8 protein-coding genes are annotated in these 20,403 nt (G+C 66.1%); 3 read left to right on the top strand and 5 right to left on the bottom strand.

What is annotated here, in order from left to right; all coding sequences use genetic code 11:
* Positions 1-25 precede the first annotated feature (25 nt).
* Positions 26-1,045, top strand: a complete 1,020-nt coding sequence (galE, locus tag RO07_RS13035; protein WP_039411227.1) for a UDP-glucose 4-epimerase GalE — start codon at positions 26-28, stop codon at positions 1,043-1,045.
* A gap of 98 nt (positions 1,046-1,143) precedes the next feature.
* On the opposite strand, the gene RO07_RS13040 is transcribed toward galE, so the two are convergent.
* The 5 genes from RO07_RS13040 to RO07_RS13060 form a co-directional block, all read right to left on the bottom strand.
* Positions 1,144-13,395: a filamentous haemagglutinin family protein gene (locus tag RO07_RS13040; RefSeq protein ID WP_160118125.1), complete on the bottom strand. Its 12,252-nt coding sequence runs from the start codon at positions 13,393-13,395 to the stop codon at positions 1,144-1,146.
* Positions 13,396-13,665: 270 nt separating this feature from the next.
* The gene (locus RO07_RS13045; protein WP_052267270.1) at positions 13,666-14,661 is read right to left on the bottom strand and encodes a FecR family protein; all 996 of its coding nucleotides are present in this window, start codon (positions 14,659-14,661) and stop codon (positions 13,666-13,668) included.
* A 125-nt stretch (positions 14,662-14,786) separates the two neighbouring features.
* A complete protein-coding gene (locus tag RO07_RS13050) occupies positions 14,787-15,311 on the bottom strand; it encodes an RNA polymerase sigma factor (RefSeq protein ID WP_039411231.1) in 525 nt (174 codons plus the stop codon).
* Between the two features lie 2 nt (positions 15,312-15,313).
* Entirely contained in the window at positions 15,314-16,018 is a 705-nt protein-coding gene (locus tag RO07_RS13055; RefSeq protein ID WP_039411233.1) for a hypothetical protein, read from the bottom strand.
* A gap of 296 nt (positions 16,019-16,314) precedes the next feature.
* A complete protein-coding gene (locus tag RO07_RS13060) occupies positions 16,315-17,397 on the bottom strand; it encodes an asparaginase (RefSeq protein WP_167369436.1) in 1,083 nt (360 codons plus the stop codon).
* A 322-nt stretch (positions 17,398-17,719) separates the two neighbouring features.
* Between RO07_RS13060 and RO07_RS26305 the strand changes: the two genes are divergently transcribed.
* Positions 17,720-18,076 (top strand): DUF2946 family protein, encoded by a 357-nt coding sequence (locus RO07_RS26305; RefSeq protein ID WP_160118126.1) that lies wholly within the window; start codon positions 17,720-17,722, stop codon positions 18,074-18,076.
* 132 nt (positions 18,077-18,208) lie between these two features.
* Positions 18,209-20,350 (top strand): TonB-dependent receptor, encoded by a 2,142-nt coding sequence (locus tag RO07_RS13070; RefSeq protein WP_052267272.1) that lies wholly within the window; start codon positions 18,209-18,211, stop codon positions 20,348-20,350.
* Positions 20,351-20,403: the final 53 nt, after the last annotated feature.

Raw genomic sequence — 20,403 nt, forward strand, 5'->3', positions numbered from 1 at the left:
GAAGGGAATTTAGAGGATCGCAACAATGCGTCGTGAGACAGTTCTCGTGACAGGAGGGGCCGGTTACATCGGCTCGCATACGTGCGTGGCGCTGCTTGACGGTGGCTACGACGTGGTCATCGTGGACAACCTGGTCAACAGCCGGAAGATTGTCGTGGAACGCATTGCCGAGATCTGCGGGCGCGCGCCGGTGTTCATTGAAGGGGATGTGTGCTCGGAGAGCGTGCTGGACCGTGTGTTTACGGACTTCGACATCGCGTGCGTCATCCACTTCGCCGCGCTCAAGGCTGTGGGCGAGTCGGTCAGCAAGCCCGTCGAGTACTACTGCAACAACGTCGGCTCCGTGCTGACGCTGGTGCGGGCCATGCAGAGGCATGGCGTGCGCGATCTCGTGTTCAGTTCTTCGGCGGCTGTGTACGGAAATCCCGAGAGAATGCCGATCGACGAGTCGTGCGCGCTCTCGGCGGCAAGCCCGTATGGGCAAACCAAGCTCATCGCGGAGACCATACTTCGTGATACGGCCAACGCGGATCCCGCGTGGCGCATCGCCATGCTGCGGTACTTCAATCCGGTCGGCGCGCACGAGAGCGGACGGATCGGCGAAGACCCGCTCGGCATACCCAATAACCTGATGCCGATCGTCACCCGTGTCGCGCTGGGCCACCAGCCGACGTTAAAGGTGTTCGGCAACGACTGGGACACGGTGGACGGTACGGGTGTGCGCGACTATGTCCACGTGATGGACCTTGCCGACGGGCACGTAAGAGCGCTCGACGCGCTGCGACGCCTGGGCCATGGTTTCACGGTGAATCTCGGGACTGGCCGCGGCTATTCCGTCCTTCAGCTCATCCAGGCGTTCGAGGCCAGTTGCGGACAACGCGTGCCGCACGAATTCATGCCCAGGCGTGCAGGCGACGTCGCGTGCTGCTATGCGTCGACGTCGCTGGCGCAGGCGCTTCTGGGCTGGAAAGCCAAACACGGCATCGAGCGCATGTGCGTCGACCACTGGCGTTGGCAGGTCAACAATCCGTCGGGCTACGCCTGATCCGTCAGTTGTCCCCTCGGCCCCCGCTGGTCCATCACTGGCTCGACACGTCAGGGCGCAGCCACCGCAGGCCTGCGATGGCTTGGCTTCCTTTCACCTTAGCGCTCCTGCCGAAGTTGCCGTCGCTCGTCGTCGCTGAGCATCGACATCAGCGCCGGATCGAACTGCTTGCCGTGGCCGAGTACCTGCACCGGGATCCTCGCGTCATACGGCGTCTGTGACGGCGTCGACGCCGCTCCCGCCGGCAAGGCCCTGCGAAGGTCACCGGCCGCAGGCGCCGAAGCGTCGCCGCCCGTCCCCAGCATCCGCACGTTGAAGATCGACGGTCTCGATTGGCGAGCGGCAGCCCTGTCGCGCGCCACGGCATCCTGCGAGGCGCTCGCGGCCTGCGACGCCGTGGTACTCGCATTGGCAAGCGCGCCGACGTTCACTGCCGCGACGGTCGGCATGCCCGTCGACTTGCCCTGCACCTGAATGTTCTCGGCGTTCACCACATGCAGGGCCGCCACGTTGGCATTGCCCGAAACGCGGATCCCGGCCTCGCCCGCATCGATCGTCCCCAGCGGGGCGATGAGGTCGACGTCCCCCGCCGGCACTTCGGCGATCGGCGCCAGCGTGGCGATACCCGCCCCCGTCGACGGGACTTGCGAGGCGAGCGTCACGTTGCCCTTGTCGTCGTAGGTCAGCTTGGGCGGCGTATAGAGCACCGTCGTCTTGGCGCCGCGCCCCGCATTGATGTCGCCTTGCGCAGACCACGCCAGGATGCTGCCACCGAACGTCGTCATGATGCGGGAGAGTCCGAGCAGCACGCTGCTGCGCGAATACAGGTTGATGTCGCCCGCGCCCTGTGTGACGATCCCCGAGGTGGCAGGCGGCACGACGCCTGGTACGCCGGCAATGATCTTGCCGGAAGGCGCCAGCATGTCGATATCGCCACCGAAGTACGTGCGTATGCCAGCGCCGCCGAACATCGTGATGTCGCCCGCGCGCGCCGCACTGTCCGCCGTTTCCGGGAACAGCGCGGCAATGGCGTTGCGCCCGCGCAGGTAGCTCCCGTGGCGACGGCTGTCCACGTCGTTGTACTCGCGTCCCCCCGCTTTCAGTTCGGCGTAGAACACGCTTCGCAGGAAGATACTCCGCGCGTCGGCCGTCAGCGTGTCGAAGTACGCAAGCGCCTCGGCGCTCGAGCCCGAGAATCCGTAGCGCGACTTGAGCCACGCCGCGAGCTCGCCTTCGTACGTCTTCGCGACCTTGCCCATCGCGCCCAGCGGGGCGTCCACGGCAAGCAGATTCGCGGGGGCGAGATAGCGCCGCAGACCCGCGTAGTCGGGACCGCCCGCGCCAACACCCGCCATGGCGACGATGGTCGCCCCCGGGCGGCTGTCGCCCGTCGCAATCGGCCCCACGCTCGTGATGGAACCGAGGTCGGCCTGATAGAGATGGCGGCCCGCTGAGATCTCCAGCGCGCCCGGCCCGGCCACCAGGAAGTTGGATTGCAGGATGTCGCGGCCCGCACGCACGACCGACACGTCGGTGGCGTCGGGGTGATACAGCAGGTTTCCGGACGACTTGGCGCTGTAGGCGCCATCGGCGTAGATGGGCTTGCCGTTGACGTAGAACGCCGGCACGGCGCCGGCGCCCACGACGTCCCGACCGGCGATGACCCAGACCGGTTTGGCCGCAACGTTCCACTGGTTATACGGATAGCGCGACGCCATCGTGCCGCCGTTGGTGAAGTCCAGAACTTCGCCCGTGCGCAGCCCCACGATATCGCCCTCGACCGCGTAGAAGCGCTGCGGGTCCGCATCGCCGGCATGCAGATCGCCCGTAATCGTGTTCGAGCCGAACGCGTAGAGCGATCCGGCGCCGGCGCCGACTGGCAGGAAAGTCGCCATATTGCTGACGGTCCTCGCGTTCTGACCCGCATAGCCGATGAAGGCGGGATGTGCGGGCGTCGCCACGACGCTCGTGTCGGCGCCGGACATGTTCAGCGACAAGCCCATCGCCTGAATCGATTTGCGGGCGAGTATTTCGAGTTGCCCCGCCGCCGAGGGCGCGAGCGTCACCGATGTGGTGTAGACGTTGGCGCCGTCGTAGAGCCTCGCACCGTAGTAAATCCCGCCTCCACCTGCCGCGGCACGCAGGATGGCCGGATAGTCGCCGACCGAGCGCGACTGGCCGTCGGTCGTACCGACCGTGGTCGGCGTCAAATTGCCGCCCGCGGCGAGCAGATCGACCGACGTGCGATCGTTCCACAGCGAGAACCAGCTGTAGCCGCCGCCACGGTAATCGACGGACGATCCTTCGGAGGTGACGCGGTACGGCGTGGTGTTGTGAACCAGCGCCCGGCCCGGATCGTCCACGCGCGAAAGCACGAGATCGCCCCGCGACGCGAAGGACACAGCGCTGTCGCCGAGCACGAGCGTCGGGCCGCCGTTGGAACGTCCGCCGTTCGGTGTATCGAGGTCGACGGCCCGCGGATCAGCCGTATATGCGAGCGACTTCACTCCGTAACCCAGATCGATGCGACCGATGGCGCCCGCACTGAGGCTCAGCGCACCACGCAGGTTCGTGAGCGTGCCAGTGAGGTTCGCGTCGAGAACCGCCCCGCGCACGAAGAGCGACTCGTTCGAACTGCTTCGCGTCATGTTCGGGTCCAGCGGATTGAGCGAGCCGCCAATGCGCACATTGAGATCCCCGCCGCCGGTCACGATCCAGTTGCCGTCGGCCGTCACACGCCCCGTGCCGCCCACGGCGACGTTCAACCCCTGGCTGATGCGCTCGGTTGAATCGCCCATCGCGGCCACCACGCCGGCGTCGCCGCCCACCCGGATGTCCACGTTGCCCCCACCCAGCGCGCCGATGCCGCTGAAACCGACCAGCCGCGGTATCTGGGATGGCCGTGTGCCGTCGTTCGTCGTCGGCAGTGCGTACGAACCGAAGTTGATCCACCATGCGGCCGGCACGCCGCCCACGTCGCCGCCCTGGCGCCACAGCCAGTTGCCGGTGCCGGCTGTCGCCGTCGCCGCTGCGGTGCCGGCCGTGAAGCCCGTGATGTTGCCTTGCGCTTTCAGGAGCACGTTGCCGCCCTGCTCCGGAAACCACGCCTGATAGACGCTCGACGGACCGTTCACCAGCGACTCATACGCCGTGCCGTTGGGGCCCAGCACCGTCGTGGCGCCCGAGCCCGACTGCTGCTCCACACCGCGCGGCAGATTGTAGGGATTGCTGCCGTCCGCGGCCAGCACCGGCGACGATTGCGTGCCTGCCGTATAGACACCGAACAGCGATTTCATCGTCAGATTGCCGCCCGCGAGCAGCGAAAGGTCACCCGTACCGGTGCGCACGACGCTGATGGCCCGGAACGTCCTGTCCGGGCCGCTGAAATGCTCGTCGTCGAGCACGAGGTCGCCTCGCTTCGTCGTCTGCAACGAATGGCTGTTGACCGAACCGACGTCTGCGCCCGCCGCCAGTTGCATCGACCACGAGCGCGTACCCGGCGCAAGCATGGGGGCGACAGCCCATATCTTGCCCGGCTCCGGCCTGGGCACCGACACGTCGTAGGTCATGGGGCTCGGCATGCCTGCAGGCAGATAGATGACCTCGGCCTGCGTGCCGGCGGGCACCGTCATGCCATTTATGTAAAAGTCACCGGCGGGTGAAATGACCATGCAGTCCCAGCAGTCATCCGGCAGCAGGTAGTCGTTTTCGAACACGGTCGTGCGCCCGGTGCCGTCGTAGGGCGCGGTGAGAATATCGCCGGCATGGACCTTCCCGTTGATCATCCAGCCGTTGTCGTCGGGCGTTGCCGGCGGCGGAGCGAACCCGTCGTTGATGCTTCCCTTGATCGTGAGGTCGCCGCCTGCCCGCAGCAGCAGCACGCCCGGCTCGCCCGAGCCGCGCACCGATGCGTCGGCACGCGGGCCGTAGCGGTAACCGGAGAAGTCGAGATCGCCGTCGACCAGCAGGTTGCCGCTCGGCGTCGCGCTCGCGATCTCCACGCCCGGGCGCAGATGGTACACGTCTCCCAGACTGCGCAACCCGGCCAGACGCCCCTGCAGGTCCCTGTTTGCCCACGCCGCGTTGACGAAAGCACGGCTGTCGCCGTCGATGCGGTCGAGATAGTCCTGCTTGATCACCTGTGTGGGTCGGCCATCGCTCGACGGCGTACCCAGTGGGGCATCCGTGTAGCGCCAGAAACCGTTCACCGCCACACGCTTCGCCCCGTTGATCGCGATGGGGCCGCTCGCGTCGATGGCGATATCACCGCCGCGCATGTCCAGACGCTGGGCATTGAGCTCGATCGCGCCACGCGTCGCACCGTCGGCCGAACGCACGTCGATGGTGGCGCCGGGTTGCAAGCGCAGCCAGCCCGGCACGCCGGTCGTCAGATTCCTGCCGGCGCTCAGTTCGACCGTGGCGCGGTTGGGGGCGTCAATGACCTGGCCTCGGTTGTCGACGCGAAGCTGCGTGCCGTGCGCGTCGAGTACCGCCGTCGAGGCCAGGGTCAGGTCGTCGCGCGCTGCAAGCCGGATCGTGCCGACCTGCGGGCCGCTGGCGTCCACGCGACCATTGACGGTGAGCGTTCCGGCGTCGACGGAGACGTCGATCGTGTTGGCCTTGAGTTCGTCCCCGACCACGAGCGCCAGCCCTTCACGCTGAAGCTGATAGCGTCTCGCGCCGAAGACGCCGCCGTCGCTCAGGCGCCGGTTCAGCCCGACGAAGTCGTCGATCGATTGCGACCGCACATCGAGACTCGCGTCGAGATACGGCACGCGTGTGCCGCCGGCGTCGTACGTTCCCGTTGCAGCGCCCAGGATCGTGCCGGCCAGCGATACGGTGCCTGCGCTGGCGTCGATTGCCGTCACCGACAGCGAACCGGCGCGATTGCGCAAGGCCGACAGGTCGATGACGGCTCCGCTCGCTTGCGTGACGTTGCCGTGCGCACTCGAGAGATCAACGTCACCGCCCCAACTGTATTTGCTGACGTCGAAGAACTTCAGTTCGCGTCCTGCCACGTCGATGCGCGCGGCGTCCTCCAGACGAACGTCGCCGTCTGCCGCCACCGTCAGCTTGCCGCTCGGCAGCCGAATGGCGCTCGCGAGCGTCACTGTCTGCCCCTTGAGGCCGATCTCCGCGCCAAGCGCCTCGGAGGCGTTGGCTGGCGTTCCCGCCGTGGGTGAGGAAAGGCGAAGCGCTCCGCCGGCCGCGATGCGATTGATCGAGGCCGCCTCGCCCGTCATCAGCGGCGTCACGAGGTTGAGATTGCCGCCCGCGTACGTTGCAGCGTTCGTGCCGGACTGGTAAACGGCGAGTGTATTTCGGTTGTTCGCGGTGATGCGCTCGCTGGCGAGCAGGTTCACCGTCGAGAAACCCAGCAGCAGGCGATCCAGCGTGAGCTGAGTGTCGGGCAGCCCGTACTTCGGATAGCCAAACACGATTTCGTTCGCTGCTATGTCGAGCGTGCCGCGCCCCGTGCCTGCACCGCCCGGCAGGACGCCGGGCGGCGGCAAGCTGATCGGTTCGACGTTGGGGCCGGGTGTACGGCCATCGCTCACCCCATTCCAAACCAGTCGGCCGGTGGTGATTCTTGCTGTGTCGCCAGATCCGCCGAGCCCGTAGATGGCAGGCGTATTGAGCACCAGTTCGGCAAGACTCGACTTGCCCGTTGACGGATCGATGGTGTCGAAACTCACCGGCCCGAAGACGTTGATGGCATTGCCGGCGGACAGGATCAACGATTCCACCCTGGGTACGCCCGGCGACGCATTTCCCTTGAACAGATTGCCCAGGACCTGCTGGTTGAGAATCAACCCCTGAGGCAGCACACCCGCACGTGCGGCCGCGTCAAGCGCCGATGCCTCGCCGAAGTTGATGTTGGGCACCGCGAACGACAGGTACCTGGCACCGAAGCGCAGATCGGGCGAGAGTACGAGCGTGCCCGCCCGGCTCGCCGTAAAGGCCAGCGTGCCCTCCGTATAGAGCTCGGCCTTGCCGATGTTCATGCCTGCGCCGGCGCCATTGCCCGCTTGCGAGACGATGTCCACCAGATTGTTGGAGAGGACTAGCGCATTGATCTGGAAAAACGCGTCGCGTGCCACCGAGTAGCGATAACCGGCCGATGTCGGAAACGGTGTGGTGCGCCCCATGTCGACAGTGCTGATGCTTGCGGCGTCGTCGATCGTGATCCCCCCCGCCCCGCCGACGAGGAATATCTCGGGCGCGCGCAGTTGCGCTCCCTCTCTGACCGCCAGCGTATGGGTCATGCCATCGATCGTCAGCTTGTCCGACGCCACCATTCCGCCACCGAGGATCAGCCGGTCTGCGCCGATGGCATTAAGGTCCGTATCGCCGAGGGAGACGTACCCGGGGGTCGGCGTTGCCCCGCTCGGAGCGATCTCGAGCTTCAGGGCACGTGCGCCTGTGCCATCGATGCTGACGATACCGCCCTGCCCGTTCCTGCCTGGCGTGAACAGTGCCTCGCCCTGGAACGCAAGCGCCGGAAGCTTGCCGGGTGTGGTGTCATACGTGAGGAAAAGCGTGCGGGCATCTGCCGGCAGGACCGGGCGCGGCGCACCGCTGCGCGCCGCGCTCGCGACCAGGAAGTCGGCGAGTCCCGTCTCGTTGTATTGCGAATGGCTGCGCACCGTTTGCCCGGATGTGACGATCAGTCGCGTGGGCAAGACATCCCGGTATGACGTCAATGCCTGTCCTCGATAACCCTGAACGAGCCACGAACCGTCGCGCGTGAGTACCGGCCGCGAAGTCGCCGTCGTACGTGCGCCAAGTTCGACGCGGTACGCACCCGGCAGCAACGCGTAGCGCGCGGGCATCAGCGTATACGTGCCGGCCTTGAGGCCCGGCACGCCGTCCGGTACCGTGATCTGGCGGCCGAGGTCAGGCATGGCGCCCGCCTCGGGATCGTTCGGCGCGTAGTTGGGTTGCGCGCCCGGCACGATCGCATAGACCTTGTTGCTTGCCGAGCTGTAGCTGAATCCCGGGCCGGCGTTGGCCAGCGGCGTGGTGAGAATGTCGACCGAACCGCCGCGCCCGCTGACGAAGCCTGCGCCAAGCAGTTCACCGCCACCGGACAGATCGATGACGGCCCCCTTGCGCACGTCGAACGACTTGCCGCCGAACGTGACGCCCGTGGTGAGGTCGAGCGAGCCCGTGAGCGTATTGCCGGCATGCGAATACGTGAGACCGTCGACGGTACCGCCGTAGGGCAGCAGCAGCCCGTTGGCGCTGGCCGACGTCACACTGCCCGGCAGGAGCACCACGCTTTCGGTCGGTCCGACATAGGTGGTGCCACTGCCAGACTCGATTGGCGAGCCAAGCGCGATCATGCCGAGCGGCGCGCGCAGCACGCCGCCCTGCTCAATGGTCTTCGCGAAGACGTTCAGTCTGCCGAATGCCGCTTGCGGCATGTCCGGCACCGTGTCGGTACTGCGCCCGAAGCGCACGCGCTCCGCGGCGCGGATGAAACTCGGTGCCAGTGCCTTGTTGCTGACGCCCGTGACGGGATATATCTGCGCCGCGATCAGATCGAGGGTACGCGAGCCGCCCACACCGCTCGTGACACGAATATCGCCCGTACTTCTCAGCGTCGCCGTGTCGAAGCCGGCAAAGTTGAACGCCCGCGTGCCGCTCGCCAACGGCAGTGCGCCCTTCACACCGAAGAGTCCGAGCGAGCCAAGCTCGATCATGTCGGCGTCCACCCGCAGATCCGCCTTCGTCGGGAGATCGGAGGGCTGTGTGCCGAACGCGCCGGTGGCCTTCGGATACACCGAATTGCCTTCGAGTTGCAGATAGGCCACCGGGCGAAATTGCACGAAGGGCGCGGCGAGCCTGACGGTCTGATCGGGGGCATTACTCAGCAACGTGCCCTGGTAAAGTTCGAGGCGGCGTCCCAGCGCCAGGTCGACGTTGCCGTCGAATCGGATGAGATCCGCGTAAGCGGAAACACTGTCGAAGCCCCCCGCCTTGATCTGGTCGACGCCGATGCGCGCGGTGCCGATCGTCAGCGGCTTGTCCGAGCCGCTGGGCATCGCCTTCTGACCGATCACCAACATTCGCAGATTGCGCACGTCGTCCGGGATCACCGCTTCGCGATAGCGCGGCGTCTCGAGCGTGAGGATCAGCGTGCCACCAAGCGCCCCGAACCCGCCCGCGGCGGCGCGCATCGTGCCATCGAAATACAGGCCGTTGAACGAGTTGAACGCGATCGAGCCGCCGTTGCCGGAAAGCGTGAGCGTTCCCGCGTTGCCGGGCAGATCGACGGACGCACTGCCGCCGGAGGCGTCGAGCAAAGCACCAGGCCGCACGACGATGAACGATTCCGCCGCCTGCGCGAGCGTCGCCGGGTTGTCGCGATTCGTCGGCGCGCCGATCGTGATGCTGCCGCCATCGGGCGTTTCGCTCAGGCGCCGGTAGGCGTCGTCGGTCGCCGCGGGTGCGCGTCCCGCCACATCGAGCACCGCATGGTCGCCGATCAGGATCGACCGCTGTCCCGGTGACGCGGTGGCCGGCGTTTTGGCGAGATACGCGTTCGTCAGTTGCACCACGTCGATGGTGCCGCCCGGTGAATGCAATGCGCCGTCGATGTTGATCTGCCCCCGACTCTCCACGCCGATGCGTCGCCCCGCATCGACGGTAATGGATGCCCCTTCACCAATGTCGATGTGACCGCTTCCCCCGGTACCGCTCGACTGCAGTGCAATGTCCGCCCCACCGCGGCGTGTGGCCGTGCCCCTCGCGGCGTCGACGAGGTACTGCGGCGGCATCCAGAGGCTCCATGCGCCTTCGGGGTTATCACTCGTCGCAATGCGATTGGCATTGACGTCCAGACGCAGCACGGGCATCGTCACGTCGATACGGGCGCCCTTGGTCACAGCGAGCGCCGTGTGCCCGTTGACGACATAGTTGCCGAAGCCCTGTGCGAACCTCGATGGCGCAAGCGTGAATACGGGCCGCACGGCAATCTCGCGGTCGAGCACGGCGCCTGCCGGCACGGCGGTCCCCGCCTCGATGACGAAATCGGCGGATACGCGCGTGCCCGCCGTGTATGACGTGACGTTCGCCTTGATCGGCACGCCGTTCGGAAATGCCGCGGCAGGGATCACGTAGCCGTCGGGCAGTGGGCCATTCACGCTCGTGATGCGCGAGCCTGCCGGCACCGTCTGCCCCGGCCATACGCTGCGTGTGCCGTCGACCACGACTTCCGTCATGCTGGACGGCACGATCCAGCCTGCCTGCGGGATCAACGGACTCGAAAGGGTCGGATTGAGCGTGACGGGTTCGTCGCCGGCTTTGACGACCGCGCCGGCCGCCAACCGGGTGAGTGTGGTGGTGTACGAGAACGGCAATGCCGAGCCGGCGGGCACCACGAAGTCCGAACCCAGTTGCAGGTCAACCGGCGCGGCCTGTCCGGCGGCGAGACGCCCGTCCGGCAAGATCGCGGTTTGACTCAATACCACGGGCTGCCCCGTGCCGATGGTCAGTGTGCCGCCGCCACTCGCGCCGAAACCGCGAATGTCGCCATCCAGGATGAGCGTGCCCGTGCCGTTGCCGCCGTCGTCGGCGCTCAGCGTGACGCTTCCGCCCTTGCCCGCACGGACCTTGCCATTGGCGAGCAACGCCGCGCCCGACGACACGTCGATCAGGCTTCCCTTGCCCAACGTCACGTCGAGCGTCGAACCGAGCTTGACCGCACCGCCATCCGTATGCGCGAGGCGTGCGGGTGTCGAGGCGTCCATGCGCGCATTCGTCCACAAGCCGCGCACGTCGATCGTCTTGCCAGGTGCGAGCGTGATGGCGCTGCGTTCGCCACCGGAAAGCAGAAACTCGGTGCCGCTGGTCACCAACGTGTTACCGACGTTCACCTGTCCGCCGCGCACCGTGATGTCGGCGTTGAGATTGGTCACAGGCGAGACAACGGTGACGATGCCGCCATCGGCCAGCGCAAGCGACGCATCGAGCGTCACGTTGCCGCGTGTTGCGATGTCGAGGCCGCCCAGCCGCAGCGCGCTCAGGCGCGACGCGTCAAGCCACGTCGTGTTCCGTCGCGCGGCGTCCAGCGCGTCGGACAAGCCGAGTGTCGAAGCGACGTTGACAAAATTCCCGATGACGACGTCACTCTGGAACGCCCCGACGCGCCCGAGCGCTCCGTATTGTCCCAGGGCAAGGCGCGCCTCTCGCGCGACCGCGTACTGGCTTTGCTTGTAGCCGTCGGACAGTGCGGCCGAGGCGGCACTCGTCTGCCGGGCACCATTGAAAACCGTTGCCGTGATGTCTCCTTCGAGGATGGCCGTGGGCGCGTTCACGAGCAGTTGGCCCGCGTCGCGCCCGACCGTGTAGCCGTTCTCCAGTACACGCTGGGGTCCGATCAATGGCGTATAGAAGGTCTCGGTCGTATTCTTGCCCCAGCGCGCGTGTTCGCTCTCAAAACCGCGATACACGCCCTTGAACTGCATGTCCGACGGTGCGGTGTTGATGTTGTACAACCCGCCGTCGCTGCCTTTTAGCCACGTCTGATTGAGATAGCCGGTCTGGACGTCGAGCGTGCCGCCCGCGAGATTCACTGCCGATCCGGCCTGCGTGACGACCTCCGCGCCGCCAAGCACGACGGTGCCGCCCTGCGCGGCCCATTCGCCAATGCCATGTCCCTGATTACCGAGATATCCACCGACTTCGAGCAAACCGTTCGACGTGTACCAACGCTCGCTCGTGTAGCCGCCGATGCCGGCCGGCACGTAGACGAGGCGGCGTCGGTCGATCCACACATTGGCGTTGAGCAGATCGCCGGTGTCGCGATTGCGCGGCGCGTCGCGTTGCTCGTTGCCTTGCACGTTGACCTTGACGTTGTTCGAGTCCATCGACAGGCTGACGCCGACCGCACCCGACACGTCGAGTCTCGCGCGATTCGCCACGAAGCCGCGGCGCGCCGCGCTGACGGCGATCTGGCCGCCGGTCGCCAGCGTGAGCGAATCGCTGTCGAACAGCACGTCGCCGCCGGAGGTCACTTCGATGCGCGACTGGTCGCGTCGGTCCGACAGCCTCGACAGGTTGTCGAACGCGTCCATTGTCAGGCCGCGTTTGCCGTCCTGATCGCGTGACGCCTGAATCAGTGCGTCGCGCTGGCTGTCGAGCGCACGACTGCCGTCGTCTTCGACGAGAACGGCCGTCGTCGCGCCCTGCCCGAACGTCACGCGGCCGTTGCCGTCTTTCGTCGAGTTGAGCAGGTGAATCGTGCCGCGGTTGTTGACCGTGGTGCTCGAGAGCGCGACACCCAACTGACGGACATCTCGCCCGCCGAGCGTCACGTCGCCTTCGCGCGCGACGATGAGCCCGCGATTGATCACCGCGCCTGCGGTACTGCTGACTGCGAACTGAGGGGCGATCTCGTTGCCTCGCGTCGTCGACTCGGCGTTGCCGTCGGTGCCGACGCCGCGCCGGATGATGAACGCATCGCCGGCGGCAAGTTGCGTCTGCCCGCGATGTGTCACGATCTCGCCCGCGTTTTCCACGGTGCTGCCCATCAGCAGGACGTAGCCACCGCCTTGCGTCACGCTCGTCGGCTCGCGCGTGGCGATCCGTGCGCCCGCCCGGACTTCCACTTTGCCCAGGGCGTCGGTGAAGCTCGGCGTTGCGGCGTTCACGCCGTAGATGCCCTGCTTCTGGAACTGGTCGTTGCTGATGTTGGCGGCGGCGGCCACGAGATTGCGGGTATCGACCTGGCTGGTGCCGGTGAATACGATGCCGTTGCGGTTGACGATCATCACGGTGCCATCGCCCTGGATCCGCCCCTGGATCTGGCTCGGACGGGCCTGTGGGTCGTTCACGCGATTAAGCGCCGCCCAGTCCTTTTGTTGCGCGAAGTTCAGCGTGGTGTTCTTGCCGACGTTGAACGTTTCCCAATTGAGGATGGCCTTGTCGGCCGTCTGCCGGACATTGACGGTGGTTCGACCGTCGGCAACGGTCTGCGTCGGCGCATTGGCGTTGATCCATCCTTGCGTGAGGCTGTTGGTGTCGACCTTGAGGCCGCCCTGCGTCAGCCCGTCGGGCACCGATGCGTCCGTTTGTGCCGCTTGACGCGCCGCTGCCTGAATCGCCTGCTGTGCGGCAAGCGCCTGGGCCGCCGCCCCGAGGTTCGCCACCGACTGCTGCAATTGTGCGTTCGCGAGACGCTGCTGTTCGGAGGGGCTCGTCAGCGCCGATGAGGGCATACCGTTGGGAAGCCGTCCGGTGGCCGTCGCGGTGCTCTGCGCGGCGCCGCGCGCAGCGAACCAAGCCGGGCTGAACGCCTGCTCGGCGTGTGCGGTACCGAATGCGCCGCCGGTTGCCACGGCCACGGCGATCGCTTTGGCCAGCGGCAGCCTGTGAAGGATCCGCTCGCGCTGCCGACGATTCCATGATGCCGATGCTGCGCCCCTGTGCCCGCGTGTGCTCATTTGACAATCCCGCTCGAGGTTTGAGTCGATACCGAGGCCGCGCGCATGCTTGCACGCGGCCGATTCCGAAGCGGCCCTTGCATTCAGGCAACATGACGCCTGCCATGCGCGGCCCCCATTCCTCTCTAGATGAAACGGACTTCTCAAATTCCCGAATTATTTTTTTGTGACTTACGTCAGCACGAGCACCCCACCCGGCAGCGGACGCGCGGTGAGATCGAACGAGCGCTGGATCTGCACCAGTGCGACGTCAAGCGCATCGAGCCGGAAGCGCGCGGTGAGCGTCTTGTCCTGCAACGTCTGCGCCATCAGCACGACGCGACCTGGACGGTAGCGATTGATCTCGTCGATGACGGCGGCAAGCGTCGCCCGCTTGAACACCAGCTCGCCGTGGCGCCACGCCGACACGTCGGTGGCATCGACCGAGCGCACGCTGCTTACGGTACGCTCGTCGTAGATGGTCTGTTGTCCGGCAGCCAACGTTTGCACGCCGGCGGGATGCTCGACGCGCACTCGCCCGCGAAGGCACGTCACACAGGCCTTGCCATCGAGATAGCGGACCTCGAAGCGTCCGTCGTCGGCCATGCTGCGCCCGGCCCCCGCGAGAACGCCGAACGTGCGGCCGGCCGCCGACACGTCGACGGCAGCTTCCCCGCCGAGCAGGTCGAGGCCCACGGTCTGGCGACCGTCGGCGACCCGGCGCACGCTGGTGCGCGTGTTCATCACCACGCTCACCCGATCGCCGAGCATGACGGTGCGCTGCTCACCGACACCCGTGCGATAGTCTGCGCGCCATTCGCCAGCGGGCGTCCACATTCCGAATGGCGGATGGATCAATGCCACGCCTGTCGCTGCCACAGCCCCGAGCGCCGTGCCCAGGAAGACGCGCCGGCCCATGCTCGACGGGCGCATCGTGCGGCGGTGATAGTCGGCCACTTCGACGCGTGCGTGAAGCAGTTGACCGGCGGCGGGCCCGAGCAGGCGCCATTGATCCCTCGCCAGCTCGAACGCCTGCCGATGGCGAGGGCTCGTCGCCCGCCAGCGTTCGAATGCGCGGGCATCATCCTGCGTCGCCTTGCCCGAGGTCAGCCTGACCAGCCAGGCGTGCGCATCCTGCCGAAGCGGATCGGGCAGGTCGGGCTCGCGGGAGTCGGGAGAATTCAGCATGTTGGTTCAGATCACTTCGGCGGTAGCGCGCGAATGCACGGGAGTTTGGACGGCGGTAAATGCCGACGCCCAATCTTCCAGACGGTTTTCGTGGCGCATCTCCCGCAAGTATTTCTTTGACGACATCATCGCCCCTCCCCGTTGCGGCGTGCGAGACGTGCGGCGCAGTAGTCCTGGGCGGCTTTCAACTCATACTCGACCGTGCGCAACGACAGGCCCAGCCGGTCAGCGACATCCCGTTGCGCCCATCCCTCCCAACGCACGAGAATCAGGATTTCCCGCCGGCGTGGCGCAAGCGCCGCCAGAATTTCGCTGAGCGCCTGCATTTGCGATCGATCTTCCGCCACGCGATCCGGCCCCGGAGCGGTGTCCGGTACGAGTTCCAGCAGCGCGTCGACTTCGTCGGAGGAAAGCACCTGGACGTTCGCGCGACGCATTTCGAGCGCGAAATTGACGGCCATGCGCATGACGTACGCCTGCGGGTTGTGGACAGGGCCGGCCACATCGCTGCGCTGCAGCTTCAGCCAGGTGTCGTGCAGGGCGTCTTCGGCCAGATCGTCGCTGCCGAGGGCGCGGCGTAGACGGCGCTTGAGGTCGTCGTAGCGTTGCAACACCAGGTTGCGCAGGATTTGCGGGACGTCGTCGGCCATGCCTACCGTTCTCCCTGGCAGGCGCGCGCTTGGGCAATGGCGTTGAGCGGCAGGATCATCAGCGTGATGGGTTGCGCCAGACCTGGCGGCGGCGGGTAGCCGATCGGCAGCCCTGAGAGCACGGCCAGCATGGCTGCGTCGCGATTCGCGTCGCCCGTCGAGGCGAGCAGCCGCAAGCGCCGCACGGTGCCTGCGCTATCGACCTGAACGCGCAACAACGCGCGATAGCTGCCCGGTGCGGTACGCGAATCGAGACAGAGGGTCTGCCAGACACGTGTCTGCACAAGTCCGTCGTAGCTCCGGTCGAGACCTGCGGCGGTGGGGTCCGTGGAGTGGGCCGCGCCCGGGGTCAGAACAAAGGCGCCCGAGCCACGCGCTGTACCACCTTCGGGCAGACCGCCTCCGGACGATGTCCTGACGTCGTCGGCAACGAGGCCGCTCCCTTCAAGCAGCAGACGCAGCGCCACCGTAGGACTGTACTGGCCGCGCACTGCGGAAGACATGCGCCCGTCGACGAGATCGTCGCGATACAGCACCGATTGGTGCGAGATGTCGGCGAACCGATCCAGCGCGGATGACAGGCGCTGCGCCGGAATATCGAAGTTGAACTGCTGAGCGCACGCCGCCTGCACTGCCCCCAGAAACCCCAGACACGTCATGCACCCGGCCAGCGCCAGCCCCCTGATTGACGCCGGGTTGCCCGTCATTGTTTGACTTTTCGATCACGAGGTTGGGAAATGATGGAACGTTTCGTCCATCAAATTTTCCTCGAACCGTACACGGGCAACATGGCATGTTCGTGACAGCGCCACGTCTTCGCATGATTGTCGCAACCGCCTGACACCACATCTGGCTACCCGCGCCAGCGCTTCCACCGCAGAGGGTAACGGTGCGGCGGCGCCCCACATCGGCGAAGCGTCCTGCATCGCTCCCGAAACGCCGAAGCGCGCGGCGCCCTCCTCGCCCGCCGCCCATGTTAGGCCACGAGCGAGGGGCGCAAGGATCAATAAGTCGCGTCGAACGCCTTCTGAATCCTGTCTGCCGAAGTCACGCCGTTGCCGATGAGCAGTTGCGTAAGCACGCGCGCCTTCTGCGGATTCAGATCGTAGGAGACGACGAAGCCGGCCTTGTCGTCCGACACCTCGACGTTGCGATTGACGAAGCCCGCGCCGACGCGGGAGGCGCGCACCACCACGATCCCCTTGCGGGCGGCCGCTTCCAGCGCGTCGAGCGCGGCCTTTGACGCATTGCCGTCGCCCACGCCCGCAAGCACGATGCCCTTGGCGTTGCGCCGCACCGCGTCCTCGATCTGCACGGCGTCCATATCGGCGTGGGCATAGACGATGTCGACCCGTGGCAAACCGCCGCCGGGCGCTTCGAGAGCCTTCCTGCGTCCGCCCGCTGCCGGCGCAAGATAGCGCACCGACGCAGGATCGACGTAGCCGACAGGTCCGGCATTGGGGCTCTGGAAGGTCTGCACGGACGTCGTATTCGTCTTCGTGACCCAGCGCGGTGCGTGAATCGTGTCGTTCATGACAACGAGCACGCCGCGATTCTGCGACTGCGCGCTCGCAGCGACTTCAACAGCTTCGTACAGGTTGCCCGGACCGTCCGCGCTCACGGCTGTGCTCGGGCGCATCGAGCCGACCAGTACCACCGGTTTGCTCGTCGGGAGTACGTTATCGAGGAAGAAGGCCGTCTCCTCCATGGTGTCGGTGCCGTGGGTGACGACGATGCCGTCGGCTTCGTTTCTGTCGAATGCCTGCTTGATGCGGGCGGCCAGTTGATACCAGACCTTGCTGTTCATGTCCTGCGAGCCGATGTTGGAGATCTGCTCTGCCTTGATGGTCCCGAGTTTGTCGAGGCCGGGCACGCTCGCGGTCAACTGTTCGGCCGTCACGCCGCCGGCGTTGTAGCCGATGGCCGAGCGAGCATCACCAGTGCTGGCGATGGTGCCGCCGGTGGCGAGCACCAGAATGCGCGGCTTGGCGTCCGCCGCGCTCGCGTGGCCGCTCACCGTCGACGCCAGCGATGCCACCAGCGCGGCTTGCATCGCCAGGATGCCGGTTCTTTTGGACAACGTCATCTTCGTTCTCCTTGTCTTGTGGTCGGATCGACTCATGCCTCGCGAGGGACACGAGGCGCTCCATAGTGGCGCGTTTTTCGTTGAAACGGAAGGGATGGCCTCATGCATGCCCGGGCAAAAAGACAGAGTCCGCCGGATGGCGCGGCAAATTGCCGCAACCGGCGGAATTCCGGACCGTTTCCGACGCTTGCCGCGTCCTCGTGCACAAGGCTGCGTGTTAGCATCCGGACTCACTGTCACGACGCGGCATCTGGCCGCATGCCCCCTCAACATGCCGTCATGGTCACGCAGCAAACGCACTGCATGGATCGGCCTCGCCGCCATGTGGATGCTGCTTTGCATGCCGCTGATCAGCCAGTATCTGCGGGCGCACCCCACCTCGCTCGACGACGCCCTCGCCAACACCCGATGTGTCAGCCTCGACGAGGCCTCGTCACAGGGGCGGCATGCCCCTGTGTCGCACGGCGCGAATCCCGCCACCGCCTGCGGGTATTGCTCGCTCCTGGCTCACGATGCTCCGCCCATCCCGTCGGCATTCGCGCAGACGAATCTTGCCGGCAATCGCTATCGCCGGATCCCTGCGCCGACGCTTGAAAGCGCTGGCGCACAGCCGCGACTCACACCACAATCGCGCGCGCCGCCCCGGGCCACAATCACTGCAGCGGCTGCCCTGGCCTGACGAGCCCGGCCGCGCAAGAACGCAATCATCCGAACCGAACCCACGCTGACGCCAATGCGGCGACGGCGCGTATTGCCGCGCCCGCGGGCCGTGCTGCACGTCCGTGCCCGCGACACACCATCCAAAATACTCATGAGAAATTCTCATCGCACGAATACCGCGCGTTCAGCGCGCACCGCGCTCGCCGCTGCCGTCGGCTCGTTGTGCGCCATCGGCCATGCCGCCGGGAACGACACCGCGCAAACGCCTCAACTGCCCGCCACCCAAGTTCGGGCGGACAGCCTGACTTCGCTTGACGAGCCGATGCAAACCGGCAGCCGCCTGGGTCTCACTATCAGAGAAACGCCGGCGAGCGTCGAAGTCATCGACCGTCAGCAGATCGAAGCCCGTGGCGACACGAGCGTCGTCGACGCCGTCAGTCGCGCCACCGGCATCAACGCGTCGCCCCATCCCGGCAATGGCGGCTCCGAGCTCGGCGCGCGAGGCTTCGTCGGCAGCGCCTCGGTAACGCAACTCTACGACGGCACGCGTCCGTACGGCGCGCTCGGCGTAACGTTCCCCTTCGACACGTGGTCGGTGGAACGCGTCGAAGTGCTGCGCGGACCGGCGTCCGTGATCTATGGCGAAGGCGCCATCGGCGGCGTCGTCAACATCGTTCCCAAGAAGCCCGAATCACTGCCTATCGAAAACGAGGTGCAGTTCGGCATTGGCACCGAGCGCACCGCACGCGCGGCGTTCGGCAGCGGCGGCGCGCTCAACGACAAACTGTCCTACCGCTTCGACGCGAGCGCCAACCGCTCGGACAACTGGGTGGACAGGGGAGATTCGCGCAACGCATCGTTTTCGGCGGCCATCAGATACGACGTTACCCCGCGACTGTCGGTGACGGCGTCGCTCGCGCAAGGCAACCAGCATCCGATGCAGTACTTCGGCGTGCCGCTGGTCGGCGGCCGCATCGATCCCGCGACTTATCGGAAGAACTATAACGTCGGCGACTCGCTGATCACGTACCGCGACAATTGGGCCACGCTGGCCGCCTCGTGGCGGCCGACCGACAATCTCACGATCACCAGCACGCTCTACCGTATGAAGAGCAAGCGCCACTGGAAGGACGCGGAGAACTACGCGTACATGCCGACGTCGGGACTCGTGCAGCGCAGCAGCTATACGGAGATTCTTCACGATCAGGAGCAGATCGGCAGCGTGAGCGCCGCCACCCTCAAAGGGCACCTGTTCCGGATGGAAAACACCGTCTCCACAGGCTTCGAATTCAATCACACCACTTTCCAGCACACCAACAATTCGCCCTACTCCGGCACGTCGTTCGTCGACCTCTACAACCCCGCGCCCGGCGGCTTCGTCAACGTCTCCGGAACCGCACCGAAGTACCGCTCGCAGGCAAACCAGTACGCGTTCTTTGCGGAGGATCGGCTCAAACTGACATCTCGCTGGTCGGTGGTCGGCGGCGTGCGTTACGACCATGCCAGCATCCGCCGCGACGACCTGGCTACAGGTGCCGCCTTCACCAAGCCGCTCAGCTACACGGGCTGGCGGTTGGGCACCGTCTATGACGTAGCGGCCAACACCAGTGTGTATGGCCAGTACGCCGTGGCGGCCGATCCCGTCGGCTCGTTGCTCATGCTCACGGCCAGCAAGGCCAAATTCGATCTGACGACCGGCAAGCAGATCGAGTTGGGGGTGAAGCAGGGATTGTTCGACGGCCGGGTCGACTGGACACTCGCCGTGTATCGGATCGTCAAGAACCATCTCGTGTCGACCGATCCACTCGACCCGACCCTGAGTGTGCAGATCGGCAAGCAATCGTCGCGCGGTATCGAATTGAGCGTGGGTGCGCAGATCACCCGCGATGTGCGCGTCGATGCCAACGGCACCTGGCTGCGCGCGAAGTACGACGAATTCGACGAAAGCGTGAACGGTGTCGCCGTCTCGCGCGCAGGGAATGTCCCGGTCAACGTGCCGCAGACGATGGCGAACCTCTGGCTGAGCTGGCGTCTTGCGTCAGCCTGGACGGCCAGTGGCGGACTCAGATACGTCGGTAAGCGATATGCCGACACCGCCAATACGTTGACGATGCCGTCGTACACCACGGTGGACCTCGCCCTTGCGTGGAAGCCACGACGCGACCTTACGGTGACCGGGCGCGTGTACAACGTTTTCAACCGCCACTACGTGCAAACCGCGTATTACAACAGCGCACAGTGGCTGCTCGGCAACGACCGGCGCGCCGAACTGGTCATGAACTATCGATTCTGACCGACGTCGGGCGGAGAGAGGGGAGCGCACCGCCCTGCCCTCTGGCCGGGCGG

Origin of the sequence: Pandoraea pulmonicola, assembly GCF_000815105.2 — a bacterium.
In the GTDB taxonomy this organism is placed as follows: Bacteria; Pseudomonadota; Gammaproteobacteria; order Burkholderiales; family Burkholderiaceae; genus Pandoraea; species Pandoraea pulmonicola.